12 protein-coding genes are annotated in these 12,354 nt (G+C 70.8%); 3 read left to right on the forward strand and 9 right to left on the reverse strand.

The annotated features are described in order from the left end of the window. Positions 1 to 2 precede the first annotated feature (2 nt). The 5 genes from ACZ4VA_RS30200 to ACZ4VA_RS30220 all read right to left on the reverse strand — a co-directional run bounded on the left by ACZ4VA_RS30200 (position 3) and on the right by ACZ4VA_RS30220 (position 5,369). Positions 3 to 1,346 carry a CpaF family protein gene (locus ACZ4VA_RS30200; protein ID WP_356171095.1) on the reverse strand — a complete coding sequence of 448 codons (1,344 nt, stop codon included), beginning with the start codon at positions 1,344 to 1,346 and terminating at the stop codon, positions 3 to 5. Positions 1,347 to 1,364: 18 nt separating this feature from the next. Continuing rightward, on the reverse strand, positions 1,365 to 1,688 hold the full coding sequence (locus tag ACZ4VA_RS30205; protein WP_356171156.1) for a TadE/TadG family type IV pilus assembly protein: 324 nt from the start codon (positions 1,686 to 1,688) through the stop codon (positions 1,365 to 1,367). 335 nt (positions 1,689 to 2,023) lie between these two features. Beyond that, positions 2,024 to 3,637: an AAA family ATPase gene (locus tag ACZ4VA_RS30210; RefSeq protein ID WP_468083182.1), complete on the reverse strand. Its 1,614-nt coding sequence runs from the start codon at positions 3,635 to 3,637 to the stop codon at positions 2,024 to 2,026. Between the two features lie 54 nt (positions 3,638 to 3,691). Further along, a complete protein-coding gene (cpaB, locus tag ACZ4VA_RS30215) occupies positions 3,692 to 4,405 on the reverse strand; it encodes a Flp pilus assembly protein CpaB (RefSeq protein WP_355788285.1) in 714 nt (237 codons plus the stop codon). An 88-nt stretch (positions 4,406 to 4,493) separates the two neighbouring features. Next, positions 4,494 to 5,369 carry a hypothetical protein gene (locus ACZ4VA_RS30220; protein WP_355788282.1) on the reverse strand — a complete coding sequence of 292 codons (876 nt, stop codon included), beginning with the start codon at positions 5,367 to 5,369 and terminating at the stop codon, positions 4,494 to 4,496. Positions 5,370 to 5,751: 382 nt separating this feature from the next. Between ACZ4VA_RS30220 and ACZ4VA_RS30225 the strand changes: the two genes are divergently transcribed. Next, positions 5,752 to 7,443 carry a chitinase gene (locus tag ACZ4VA_RS30225; protein ID WP_356171090.1) on the forward strand — a complete coding sequence of 564 codons (1,692 nt, stop codon included), beginning with the start codon at positions 5,752 to 5,754 and terminating at the stop codon, positions 7,441 to 7,443. A 66-nt stretch (positions 7,444 to 7,509) separates the two neighbouring features. On the opposite strand, the gene ACZ4VA_RS30230 is transcribed toward ACZ4VA_RS30225, so the two are convergent. From ACZ4VA_RS30230 to ACZ4VA_RS30240, 3 genes are all read right to left on the reverse strand, one after another. Then, the gene (locus ACZ4VA_RS30230) at positions 7,510 to 8,079 is read right to left on the reverse strand and encodes a hypothetical protein (RefSeq protein WP_356171087.1); all 570 of its coding nucleotides are present in this window, start codon (positions 8,077 to 8,079) and stop codon (positions 7,510 to 7,512) included. A gap of 55 nt (positions 8,080 to 8,134) precedes the next feature. Beyond that, the gene (locus tag ACZ4VA_RS30235; protein WP_468083186.1) at positions 8,135 to 8,704 is read right to left on the reverse strand and encodes a hypothetical protein; all 570 of its coding nucleotides are present in this window, start codon (positions 8,702 to 8,704) and stop codon (positions 8,135 to 8,137) included. Between the two features lie 101 nt (positions 8,705 to 8,805). Continuing rightward, positions 8,806 to 9,366, reverse strand: coding sequence for an ATP-binding protein (locus ACZ4VA_RS30240; protein WP_468083188.1), 561 nt, complete (start codon positions 9,364 to 9,366; stop codon positions 8,806 to 8,808). A gap of 265 nt (positions 9,367 to 9,631) precedes the next feature. On the opposite strand from ACZ4VA_RS30240, the gene ACZ4VA_RS30245 reads away from it, so the two are divergent. Both ACZ4VA_RS30245 and ACZ4VA_RS30250 read left to right on the forward strand, forming a co-directional pair. Beyond that, positions 9,632 to 10,483, forward strand: coding sequence for a helix-turn-helix domain-containing protein (locus tag ACZ4VA_RS30245; RefSeq protein WP_355783545.1), 852 nt, complete (start codon positions 9,632 to 9,634; stop codon positions 10,481 to 10,483). A gap of 11 nt (positions 10,484 to 10,494) precedes the next feature. Then, complete coding sequence (locus ACZ4VA_RS30250) at positions 10,495 to 10,686, forward strand: hypothetical protein (RefSeq protein ID WP_355783548.1); 192 nt, start codon at positions 10,495 to 10,497, stop codon at positions 10,684 to 10,686. Positions 10,687 to 10,701: 15 nt separating this feature from the next. Here the strand turns inward: ACZ4VA_RS30250 and ACZ4VA_RS30255 are convergent, their stop codons facing one another. Further along, on the reverse strand, positions 10,702 to 12,072 hold the full coding sequence (locus ACZ4VA_RS30255) for an Nramp family divalent metal transporter (protein WP_468083190.1): 1,371 nt from the start codon (positions 12,070 to 12,072) through the stop codon (positions 10,702 to 10,704). Between the last annotated feature and the right edge of the window lie 282 nt (positions 12,073 to 12,354).

Consider the following 12,354-nt stretch of genomic DNA (forward strand, 5'->3'; position numbering starts at 1 on the left):
GCTCATCCGATGGCCTGCCTCGTATTCAGGACGTCGATGGCCTCGGCGACGCCGAAGGCGGGCGGCAGCGGTTCGCCCGCGACGTACAGCTTCTCGGCGATCTGGCGGGGCAGCGGCAGGTGCTCGAAGCGGCCGTGGACGACACGGTCGGGGCCGGTGGGGCGGGGGACGAAGCGGGAGACGGTCGCGATGCGGAACTGCTCGCGGCCGTGCGAGACGAGCAGGGCGATCTCGGCGATCTTGCGGGAGCCGTCGGCGTGCCGGGAGAGCTGCACGACGACCTCGACGGCCGAGTTGATCTGGTCCTTGAGCGCCTCGAAGGGGATCTGCACCTCGGACATCGAGCCGAGGGTCTGGAGCCGCATCAGGGCGTCCTCGGCGGAGTTGGCGTGGACGGTGGCCAGGGAGCCGTCGTGGCCCGTCGACATCGCCTGGAGCATGTCGAGGGTCTCCCCGCCGCGGACCTCGCCGACGATGATGCGGTCGGGGCGCATGCGCAGCGAGTTGCGGACCAGGTCGCGGATGGTGATCTGGCCCTTGCCCTCGACGTTCGGGGGCCGGGACTCCAGGCGGATCACGTGCTCCTGCTGGAGCTGGAGTTCGGCGGAGTCCTCGATGGTGATGATGCGCTCGTGGGCCGGGATGAGTCCGGAGAGCGCGTTGAGCAGGGTCGTCTTGCCGGTGCCGGTGCCGCCGCTGACGATGACGTTGAAGCGGGCGCGGACGAAGGCCGCCAGCAGCATCAGCATCTGCTCGTCCAGGGAGCCGAGGTCGATGAGCTCGGGGAGCGTGTAGGCGCGCGGGAAGCGGCGGATGGTGAGGGTCGGGCCGGTCAGGGCGAGCGGCGGGATGATGACGTTGACGCGCTCGCCGGTGGGCAGGCGGGCGTCGACCATCGGGTTGGACTCGTCGACCCGGCGGTTCACCGTGGAGACGATGCGCTCGATGGTCTGCATGAGCTGTTCGGTGGAGGCGAAGCGCAGCGGGAGCTGTTCGACGCGGCCGGCCCGCTCCACGAAGATCGAGTCGGGGCCGTTGACCATGATCTCGGTGATGGACGCGTCGGCGAGGAGGGGTTCGAGGACGCCGAGGCCGAGCGCTTCGTCCACGACCCGCCGGATCAGCTGGGAGCGCTCGGCGGAGGACAGGACGGGTCCCTCGCGGCTGATGATGTGGCCGAGGACGCGCTCCAGCCGGGCCCGCCGTTCGGTGGCGGCCAGGCTCGACATCTCCGCGAGGTCGATCTCCTCCAGGAGCTTGGCACGGTAGACGGCGACGAGGTGTCCGTCCTCGCGGGCGGGGCCCCCCTCCTCGGGGGCGGCGGCGATACGGGAACGCAGGCTCATGTCTTCGGCTCCTCCCGGTCAGTCGTCCTGGTCGTTCGGCATGGTGGCCCGGCGTTCCGCGGTGAAGCCGTCCATGAAGGGGATGACCGAGGGGATCTCGACCTGCACGGTGGCCACCACGGTGTCTCCCCCGCCGCCGACCGAGACGCTCGCGCCGAACCGGCCGTCCATCGCGGCCTGGCCCGCCGCCTGGCCCGCCCCGGCGTCCTTCTGGGCGGCGACCCGGGCCGCCGCCCGCGCCCCGGACCCGGCCTGGTTGATGCCGTAGCCGACCAGGCCGAGCTGGATGGCGGCCATGCCGATGACCAGCAGGATGGGCAGGAATCCGGCGAACTCCAGCATGGAGACGCCCCGGTCGCCCCAGCGGCGGGCCCGCTCGGGACGGGAGCCGGACACGCCGGCACGGCGGCGCGCCCGGGCGGCGGCCTCCTGCCGGTGTCCGGGCCGGTCCGACGGCCCCCGCCGGCCGGGCCCGGGACGTGCGGACGCCCGGTGCGCGGGCCAGGGCCGCCACCGGTGTGCCCCAGGACGTGACGCCTGCTCGTGCGCGGAAGACGGCCGCCGGCGGTCCACCGCCGGGTGCGCGGACGGCGAGTGCGCCCGCGGCGTCCGGGGCGGGGCCGTCGGCCGCCGTAGGCGGGGGCGTCCCGGCACCCGGTGCGGGAGTACGAACAGGCTCATCCCTCGTCCCCCTCCACCGCGGCACCCGCCTCACCGTCGACCTGCCAGCCGGCGTCGAACCAGGGGAAGAACAGCGGCACTTGGGCGGTGACGCGGGCCTTCCACACGTCGCCTTCGAGGGTGCAGCCGATGTCCGCGCCCTGCCAGGCCCCCGGCAGGTGTTCCGCCCCGGCCGACTGGCAGGCGCCGGCCGCGTCGCCGTCCACCGCGTACGCCGCCGTCGCCGCCCGGGCCGCCTCGTCGGCCGCGTTCCCGGCGAGGGACCAGGTGTAGCCGTAGAGCACGCACTGCCACAGGATCGTCATCACGACGAGCAGCAGCGGGAACATCCCGGCGAATTCGAGGGTCACCGCACCCCGGTCGCCGCCCTTGCGCCGCAGGGCCAGCGCGCCGCGCTCCGGGGCCGGTTTGCGGCGGCGGCCTCCCCCGCCCTCCGGCGCCGGGACGGCGAGGCCCAGTTCGCCGGTGAGGGCCCACAGGGCCTGCTTCACCGTGGAGCGGGCGTCGAGGTCCTGGAGCCGGCCGGCGTCGACCACGGACTGCAGTTCCTTGAAGGCGGCGGGCACCGTGGAGCGGGCGACCCGGGTTCCGGTGACGCGCTCGACCAGCGACGGCTGGATCTCCGTACCGCGCGAGTGCCGGTTGACGACCGTCGTCGTCTCCTCCGCCTTGCGGATCTGGAGGCGGTCCCACATCCGCACCATGCGCTTGGCGGCGCGGACGGCGACCACGTCGGGGGTGACGAGGAGCAGCGCCTGGTCGGCCATCTCCACGGCGGCGGCCGTCGCGGAGGTCATCTGGGAGCCGCAGTCCACGACCACCACGTCGTGGCGGGAGCGCAGGGCGGCGACGACCTGGCGGGCGACCCGGTCGGTGACCTCCTCGCCGCGTTCGCCCTCGGCGGGGGCGAGCAGCAGGCCGACGCCGCTGTCGTGGGTGTAGACGGCGTCCTGGAGGACGCGCGGGTTGATGTCGCTGATCCCGGCGAGGTCGGCGACCGAGCGGCGGAACTGGACATCCAGATAGGAGGCGACGTCCCCGGACTGGAGGTCCAGGTCGAGCAGGGCGACCGTACGCCCGGACGCCTGCGCGGCGAGGGCGAGGTGCACGGCGGTGACGGTGGCGCCGACGCCGCCCTTGGCGCCGGTGACCGTGACGACGGTGCCGCCGGGGCCGGTGTACAGCTCGGGTGTGCTGCCGAGGTGGCGGCGCATGCCGACCGACCAGGCGGCGGCGGCCTGGACGCGCTCGGCGAGGGCGTCGTAGCCGAGCGGCAGGCCGACGATGCCGCGGGCGCCGGAGTCCATGGCGGCGGTCAGCACGCCGTTGCCGGTGTCGGCGGTGATGAGGACGACGCCGACCGCCGGGAAGCGCATGACGACGTCGCGGATCAGGTCGAGGGCCGGCACCGGGCCGATCCGCTCGTGCACGAGGACGACCTCGGGCAGCTCGTCCAGGGACTCCGCCGCGAGGCGCGCGAGGGTGTCGAGGAGGGCCGTCGAGTCGGGTACGGGCGGGGCGGGCTCGGTGTCGGCGAGCTGGCTCAGCAGCGTGGTGAGCGCGCGGGCCGAGTCGATGTCACCGACGGCGGGAAGGATGCGGACGGTCATCGGCGGCACCTTCCGCGACGGGTCCCAGCGGCAGCGGTCGACATGCGCGGCCTCCTACTTGTCCTCGTCGAGGGTGTACGTGCGGTCGCCGGGGGCGACGGCCGTGTCGGAGCCGCCCGCGACCAGGGCGAGGCGGACGTGGGTCGCGAACGACTCGGCGTACGCGACCCGTTGGGCGTCGGCGGTGTCGAGCGCGAAGGTGATGGGGACGGCCTCGCTCGCGGTGCGGCGCCGGTCGTCGCTCGACTGGCCGGGTTCGAGGGCGGTGAGCTTGCCGACGTCGATGACGCGCGCGTTCGCGACGATGACCTTGGACTGGTTCTTTCCCTTGTCGTTCTCCGCCTTGAAGGTGGCGTAGATGTTGACCCGGGCGCCCGGGTTGATCTTTCCGGCGACGCCGGTCGCCGCGTCGATCATGATGGCGATCTCCTGCTGGCCGGCCTCCAGCGAGGGCCGGTCCACGATCATGTCGGCCTGGAGGAGCGAGCCCTTCTCCAGCCGGGTGACCGCGATCTTGCCGCGGATCTGGGAGAGGTCCGTGACGGCGGTGGACGACAGCCAGCGCTCGGGCATCGAGACCTTCTCGAACTGGTCGGCCGACAGCTCCCTGTAGGGGGCGACGTCGCTCTTGAGGCGGTACGCCGCCACCTCGGGGCCCACCTTGGAGTTCACGTCGCGGATCACCGAGAGGACTCCGGCGAAGGCGCCCAGGGCGCACAGGACCGAGAGGACCAGCAGGATGACGCCGCGGCGCTGGCGTGAGTTCATGACGCGGACAACCTCGATCGGGGGCGGGGACAGCGGGGTCGGGCGGTCGTGCCTGGTTCTCCGTGCTGTGCGGTGGTGCCGGCGGTGCCTAGGTGACGCCCGGGGGCAGGGCGCGTACGGAAGAGGCTGCCCGCGCGGGGGCGCCGGGAAGCTCCCCGGGCGGCGGCAGCGCGGCGGCGCAGAACCCGCAGCGGTCGCCGATGAGTTCGAGGCCGCACCAGTGGCAGGTCTCGCGCCGGACGGAGGAGACGAGCTGGTAGAGCACGGACACGTCGTACAGCCCGGCGGCGAACTCGGCGAGTCTCGCGGTCCCCCACCAGCGGGCGGACTGCTCGGGCAGCGGGACGGTCGCGACGCCCTGCACCTGCCAGGCGGGGGCGAGTGTCGCCGTGACCCAGTCGGAGGGCGGCTGTTCGGCCGCGACGAGCAGCCGGGTGCCGAACTCGGGCCCCGTCAGGTCCTCCTGGCCGACCCGGACGAGCTGCGGGCGCGGGTTGGCGAGGACGGCGAACTGGGCACCGGGCACCCAGGACTTGGCGTGCGACTTCAGGGACACGGGGACCCGGTCGAGCTTGGCGACGGAGCCGAGCAGGGCGCCCGCGTAGATGTAGTGGGCGAGGAGCCGGGCGGAGGAGGCGAGGACGCCGGGGCTGAAGTCGCAGACGGACAGCTGGCGCAACTGCTGCGCCAGCAGGGCGATTCCGAGCGGCGGCAGGTCGATGCCGAGCAGCGCGATGCGGTCGCTCTCCAGGACCGAGCGGACGGTGTGCAGCCGCCGGGCGAGCTCGCCGGGGGCGGCGGACGGGTACAGGGAGATCACGTACCCGTGCTGCTCGATGAGCGCGTGCATCCCGGTGAGGGAGCTCTCCAGGGTCTCCAGCGGCTGGATCACGGCGGGCGGTGTCTGCCGGTCGTGCGGCGGCAGCACCAGGTCGGGACTGGTGACGGCTATCGCGGTCGGCACGCTGGACACCACCCCGTTCACCGGGGCGGGATGGTCGGTCGCCGCCCTCGGATCGCCCCTGTTTCGCCATGGACCGTCACAGATGGCCACACATCGTCACTGTGACGCCCTCCTGCATCTGCACCATATCCACGGCATGCCCCGCTCAACACCGACTTCGGCAGATCAACTCACCGAAGGTACGGGCTTGATCCACACAGAGTGAAACGCATATGCCGCAACTCCGCGCCGCCACACGGATGTTGGGACGAGCCGGACGCCGACAGAGGTCTTGACAACCGTATTGGTCTGGACCACCTTGGACCTCCAGCGGTGGCCACCGTTCCGCAACCTCCCCGCCCTCTCCCCCTCACCGGAGGCACCAGTGGACCGCGTACCAGGCATGCCCAGACGCAGACGGACGTGGGCGGGATTCCTCGCCGCCGCACTGGGGGCGTCGGCCCTCACCCTCACCGGACTCGCCACCGAGGCGCAGGCCGCGGACGTCAACAACGCCAGGAACGGCGGCTACGAGTCCGGCCTCGGCAACTGGACCTGTTCCGCGGGCAGCGGTACGACGGTGTCCTCGCCGGTGCACGGCGGCTCGGCCGCGCTGAAGGCGACGCCTGCCGGCCAGGACAACGCCAAGTGCACGCAGACCGTCGCGGTCAAGCCCAACTCGACGTACACGCTGAGCGCCTGGGTGCAGGGCGGCTACGCCTACCTCGGCGCGAGCGGCACGGGGACGACGGACGTCTCCACGTGGACGCCGGACTCCTCCTCCTGGAAGCAGCTGACGACCAGCTTCACCACGGGCTCCTCGACGACCTCGGTGACGGTCTACACCCACGGCTGGTACGGGCAGGCCGCCTACTACGCCGACGACCTGTCGGTGTTCGGCCCCGACGGCGGAGGCGGCACCGACCCCGCGCCCACCGTCCCGGCGGCCCCGGCCGGCCTGAAGGTCGCCTCCACCACGTCCTCGTCGGCGTCCCTCGCCTGGAACACGGTCTCGGGCGCGACCGGCTACAACGTCTACCGGGACGGTACGAAGGTGACGGCGGTGTCCGGCACCTCGGCGACCGTGACCGGTCTGGCCGCCTCGACCTCGTACTCCTTCCAGGTCACCGCGACCAACGCGGCCGGTGAGTCCGTGAAGTCGGCGGCGGTCACCGGCACGACGGCGGCCTCGGGCGGCGGGGGCGGCGGGACGGTGCCCGCGCACGCCCTGACCGGCTACTGGCAGAACTTCAACAACGGCGCCAAGGTCCAGAAGCTCTCCGAGGTCCAGTCGCAGTACGACATCATCGCCGTCGCCTTCGCGGACGCCACCGGCACGCCGGGCGCGGTGACCTTCAACCTCGACTCGGCCGGGCTCGGCGGCTACACCGTCGACCAGTTCAAGGCCGACGTCCGGGCCAAGCAGGCCGCGGGCAAGAAGGTCATCATCTCCATCGGCGGCGAGAAGGGCACGATCTCCGTCAACGACGCCTCGTCCGCGACGAACTTCGCCAACTCCGTCTACTCCCTGATGCAGACGTACGGCTTCGACGGCGTCGACATCGACCTGGAGAACGGTCTCAACGCCACGTACATGACGCAGGCGCTGCGGTCCCTGTCGGCGAAGGCGGGCTCGTCCCTCGTCATCACGATGGCCCCGCAGACCATCGACATGCAGTCCACCTCGAACACGTACTTCCAGACGGCCCTGAACATCAAGGACATCCTCACGGTCGTCAACATGCAGTACTACAACAGCGGTTCGATGCTGGGCTGCGACGGCAAGGTCTACAGCCAGGGCACGGTGGACTTCCTGACCGCCCTCGCCTGCATCCAGCTGGAGGGCGGGCTCGCCCCGTCCCAGGTGGGCCTCGGCGTCCCGGCCTCCACCAGCGGCGCGGGCAGCGGCTACGTCTCCCCCACCGTCGTGAACAACGCCCTCGACTGCCTGGCCAAGGGCACGAACTGCGGCACGTTCAAGCCGTCCAGGACCTACCCGGCCCTGCGCGGCGCGATGACCTGGTCCACGAACTGGGACGCGTCGGCAGGCAACGCCTGGTCCAACGCGGTCGGCCCCCACGTACACGGCCTCTGACCCCGGCCCACACGGACGCCCTCCTCCGGGACTTCCGGGGGAGGGCGTTCGGGGTACGCGTACACATCATTTCGGGTCGAAGGACCAGACCATGCCGACATCCGTCTCGGACACGAGGACCAGACCGAGATCCCAGTCGTACGAGGAGACGGTCGAACAGCCCGAGATGCGCTGGTAGTAGTCCGGATTACGGCTGTCCCGCCCGGTGTTGGCGTAGAAGACCGACCCTTCCGGGAACCGCGACAGGATGACATCGGCCTTCCCTTCCAGCTCCGCCCTGCCTTCCTCGAAATCCGAAGTGTCCTCGACATTGAGCCACAACGTGGACAGGACCACGATGAGCTGCCTGGCCGAGGTCCGCGAGATCTCCGAGACCCGGCTCCTGAAGCCCTCGGCCCCGGCACCGTCCACCGGGACCTCGATGAACGGGTAGAAGGGATCATCGAGCCTCTCGAACTCCTCCGCGAAGAAATCGATGACGCGCCAGCCGCGAGCGTCCGGCACGTCCCCCCGCATCAGAGTGCCTACGTCGAGCGCCCAGTCCTCGTGCTCTCTGCGCGTCACCTTGGCGATGCTGCACCTGCGGGCGTACATGCTCAGGGCGTCGGCCCACGCCCCCTCGTGGAGAGCTGCCATCGATCTCTCCTCGCTCGTCGTCCGGTCGTGGGCGTCGCGACGGCTCTGCGTCCGGTCACCAGGCGTGGAACGACCACACCATGCCGACCTCGGTCTCGGAGACCAGGATCAGGCCGAGATCCCAGATGTGGACCGAGATCGTGTTGCACCCGGAGATCCGCTTGTAATAGTCGAGGTCTCTACTGTGGTGCCCGGTGTTTGCGAAGAAGCGGGAACCGACCGGAAAGCGAGACAGGATGACCTCGGCCTTCTCCTCCAGGCCCGGCCTGCGTGCCTCGAAGTTGTCCTCCTTCTCGACATTGAGCCAGATCGTCGAGAGCGCCACGAGGAACCGCTTGGCGGAGGAGCGCGGGATCTCGTCCAAACGCGCCCTCCAAGCGCCCGTCGCAGCGGGGTCGTCCGGTCTCAGGGCGAAGGGGTAATACGCATCGTCCAGCCGCTCCGGCTCGCCCAGCAGAGAGTCCTTCGTACTCCAGCCTCGGTTGTCAGCCGTGTCGCCGTGCATCAACGTGTTGACGTCGAGCGCCCAGTCCTCGTGCTCTCTGCTCGTCACCTTGGCGACGGTGTACCTGCGGGCGTACATGCCGACGGCCTCGGACCACGACCGCTCGGTGAGCTCGGCCACCCCTGTCTCCTCACACTTCCGCTGACATGCGCGTCGATACGAAGAACGGCACGCGAGGCAGCGCCCGTCCACGTTCCGGTAGTTGCACCGGGGTCACCTTGTCACTGGCCGAAGGCATCCGGCACCTGAGTTAGGCGCCGCCGCTCCGGCAGTGGCCCCCTGATCCGGGCGAGCGGCCCCTGCGCCTCCCCGTACGCCGTCGCGCCGGCCCTCGGCAGCGTCGCCCACATGCGGGTTCCGCCGCCCGGTTCGCGGGCCTTGCCGAAGCCCCAGTCGCCGTCGCAGGCCCGGCAGACGCAGGCCAGGACGCGCAGGGCCGCCCGGCGGCGCGTGGCGCACTCCTCCGCCAGCCGGGGGTGCGCGTGCGGCGGGTGGCTGTCGTAGACGATCACGCGCAGCGCCTCGGCCCGATAGCGGAGCGCCAGGTAGAACTCCACCGACTCCGTGAACTGGCATGCCACAGCCGTCAGTTCACCGACCGCCTGGAGGCCCGCGTCCATCATCCGGTGCAGATCGTGTGCGGCCAGGAAGGCCCGCGTCGCCGCCCTCGCGAGCTTCGGGCTGGCCAGGGCCGCCGGCAGGGTGAGGCTGTAGGCCAAGGTCTCCGGGCTCGGGGCGGTCGGGTCGGCGGGATAGGCGGTCGCCAGCGGGCAGCGGGACATACGGGCTCCTGTGGTCGTACGCGGATGTCGTCACCTCGGCAGCAGTGGCCTGTCCCCCTGGCGTGGGCCCGCCCCTCCCAGGGGAGGAGTACGCGGGCAGGCTCACGCGATGCACTTCCGGCTGCCGTGAGTAGCGGTGGCAATACATAGGGTACGCACGGTAGGGGCCTAATTTGGCCCTCAATGGTGAAAGATGCACCCTCTGGAGGCCCTGGCGCACACAAAAGCGGCAGACTGCACCCGACCGCACGCGGAGGGGACCGGCATGGCAGCGAGGACGTCGCCCACTGAGCGCCAGAAGCGCCTGGGGGCCGAGGTACGCAGGATGCGCACGTCAGCGGGGGTGTCCGCGGAGTACGCCGCCGGGCTGCTCGGTGTGGACCGGGGCAAGATCTCCAACATCGAGTCCGGCGTCCGCGCCATCAGCCCCGAGCGCCTGCGCACCCTCGCCTGCAACTGCGACTGCCGGGACGAGCGATACGTCGCCGCGCTGGCCGAGATGGCCAGGACCACACGTCGGGGCTGGTGGGAGAAGTACCGTGGCTCCCTGCCTCAAGGGCTGCTCGACATCGCCGAGTTGGAGGAGCACGCCGTACGCATGCGCGCCGCATACTCCATGCACGTCCCCGGCCTGCTGCAGACCTCCGATCACGCGCTCGCCGTCTTCCGCGTAGTCATCCCGCACTTGCCGGACCACGAGGTGGCTCTCAGGCTCGCCCTTCGCGTGGAACGGCAGAACGTACTCGACCGGGAGCACCCGCCCGAGTTCGTCGGCATCGTGCACGAAGCCGCCCTGCGCATGCGGTTCGGCGGGCGTTCGGCCGCCCGCGCGCAACTCGAACACCTGTTGAAGAAGTCCGAGCAGCCCAACATCACGCTGCTGGTGATCCCCTTCGAAGCCGGTGCGTTCCCAGGTGCCGGGCAGACCGTCCTCTACGCGGAGGGACCCGTGCCGCAACTGGACACCGTGCAGATCGACAACTCCCACGGGCCCGATTTCCTTCACGCGGAGAGCCAGTTGGCGAAGTACCGTGCCCACCTGGACTGGATGGAGCGCATCGCCCTGTCACCAGCGGCGTCACGCGACTTCATCCGCGGTATCGCCAACGAGCTCTGAGGAGAGGTCCAATGGACGACATCACGTGGGAGGAGCCGTTCTGCGGTGAGGGAAACTCCTGCTTCCGCCTCGGCACCGACGAGGACGACAACGCCTACATCGCCATAGCCGGGGCCGAGGACGCCTACCTCACCGACTCCCGCGAAGCTCTCCGTACGCTGATCCGGGACATCAAGGCCGGGAAGGCCGACCACCTGCTCTGAGCCGGGCGGCCGGGGTCAGAAGAACTCCGACCACGGCTGGTCCCAGATCTGCTTCACGCACAGGACGAGGAAGAGCAGGCCGGCGACGGCGAGCATGGCGTTGCTCAGCATGCCGTTGCGCCATTCGGCGGGCGTGCGGGCGGAGTTGAGCAGCCACATCAGGGTCAGGGCGAGGAAGGGAAGGAACGCGGCGCCCAGCACCCCGTACAGGATGATCAGGCGGAAGGGCTGGCCTTCGAAGAGCAGCACCATCGGCGGGAAGGTCAGCCAGAGGAGGTAGGCGCGGAAGGGCCAGGACTTCTCCCGGGCGCCGGACGCCACCTCCTCGCCGGAGGCCGGGGACGCCAGGGAGGCCGGGGACGCCGCGGAGGTCCCGGCGCCGGGGGCCGGCCCTGCCGCGCGGTCCTTGCGGAAGCGTTCCACGAAGTCCGCGAACATCAGGCTCACCCCGTGCCAGACGCCGATCAGCGAGGTGAACGACGTGGCGAAGAAGCCGATCAGGAAGAACTTGGCCGTCGCGGTCCCGTACTCGTCCTCCAGGATGTCGCTGAGCTGGACCAGCCCCTTGTCGCCGGAGGCGATGGCCACGTTCGCGGAGTGCAGCAGTTCCGCGCCGACGAAGAGCATCGCGACGACGAAGATGCCAGTGGTGATGTATGCGACGCGGTTGTCGAGGCGCATCACCTTCATCCAGCCGGTGTTGGTCCACCCCTTGGCGTTGACCCAGTAGCCGTACGCGGCGAGCGTGATCGTGCCGCCGACGCCGCCGATCAGGCCGAGGGTGTTGAGGACCGAGTCCTTCTCGTCGGGCAGGACCGGCAGCAGGCCGGCGAACGCGTCGCCCAGGTTCGGGGTGACGCGGACCGCCAGGTAGACGGTGACGACGAACATGACGCCGACCAGGACCGTCATGACCTTCTCGAACACGGCGTACTTGTTGAACCAGACGAAGACGAGGCCGACCAGCCCGGTGAGGATGGCCCACCACTTGAGGTCCATGACGTCGGGGAACAGCGCCTGGAGCGGCAGTCCCGACGAGGACATCGCCGCGGCGCCGTAGACGAAGCCCCAGATCACGACGTAGACGACGAAGAACCAGGACGTCCAGCGGCCGAGGCTCGCCCAGCCGTCGAAGAGGGTGCGGCCGGTGGACAGGTGCCAGCGGCCCGCCGCCTCGGCCAGCGAGATCTTGACCAGGCAGCCGACGACGGCGGCCCACAGGAGTGTGTAGCCGAAGTTGCTGCCCGCGATGAGGGTGGCGACGAGGTCACCGGCGCCCACGCCGGTCGCGGCGACGACGATGCCGGGTCCGATGTACTTCCAACTCGACTTCCGGGGGCGGGAGATGACCTCGCCTGACGCTGACTTCCCAGTGGTCTCCGACATGACGTTCAAGGAAGCGTAAAGCGGCCGGGGGCACAAGGGGGCGTGCTGTGAAGAGACCCGGTCGAGCGTGTGCGGTGGCCGGGCCGCCGCGGTGCCGTCCGGCGCCGACAGTACGGGGTGCCGCCGGGCGCCGTCCGGCCCGGTCCCGCCTGCGTCGCCCGGTCGGCCCGCGCGCGTACGGTCCCGGGCCGAGCGGGCCCCCGCGTACAGTGCCCGGCTGATTTTCGGCCGGTTCCCGCCGCCGACCCCTCGGCCCTGCTTGACCTGACCATGCCAGACGCT

It is taken from the genome of Streptomyces sp. NPDC028308 (assembly GCF_055565855.1).

What these genes read in the sequence shown, in the direction of transcription:
- ACZ4VA_RS30200 (WP_356171095.1), bottom strand. Translation starts at nt 1,346, where the DNA reads ATGAGCCTGCGTTCCCGTATCGCCGCCGCCCCCGAGGAGGGGGGCCCC.
- ACZ4VA_RS30205 (WP_356171156.1), bottom strand. Translation starts at nt 1,688, where the DNA reads ATGCTGGAGTTCGCCGGATTCCTGCCCATCCTGCTGGTCATCGGCATG.
- ACZ4VA_RS30210 (WP_468083182.1), bottom strand. Translation starts at nt 3,637, where the DNA reads ATGACCGTCCGCATCCTTCCCGCCGTCGGTGACATCGACTCGGCCCGC.
- cpaB (WP_355788285.1), bottom strand. Translation starts at nt 4,405, where the DNA reads ATGAACTCACGCCAGCGCCGCGGCGTCATCCTGCTGGTCCTCTCGGTC.
- ACZ4VA_RS30225 (WP_356171090.1), top strand. Translation starts at nt 5,752, where the DNA reads ATGCCCAGACGCAGACGGACGTGGGCGGGATTCCTCGCCGCCGCACTG.
- ACZ4VA_RS30230 (WP_356171087.1), bottom strand. Translation starts at nt 8,079, where the DNA reads ATGGCAGCTCTCCACGAGGGGGCGTGGGCCGACGCCCTGAGCATGTAC.
- ACZ4VA_RS30240 (WP_468083188.1), bottom strand. Translation starts at nt 9,366, where the DNA reads ATGTCCCGCTGCCCGCTGGCGACCGCCTATCCCGCCGACCCGACCGCC.
- ACZ4VA_RS30245 (WP_355783545.1), top strand. Translation starts at nt 9,632, where the DNA reads ATGGCAGCGAGGACGTCGCCCACTGAGCGCCAGAAGCGCCTGGGGGCC.
- ACZ4VA_RS30250 (WP_355783548.1), top strand. Translation starts at nt 10,495, where the DNA reads ATGGACGACATCACGTGGGAGGAGCCGTTCTGCGGTGAGGGAAACTCC.
- ACZ4VA_RS30255 (WP_468083190.1), bottom strand. Translation starts at nt 12,072, where the DNA reads ATGTCGGAGACCACTGGGAAGTCAGCGTCAGGCGAGGTCATCTCCCGC.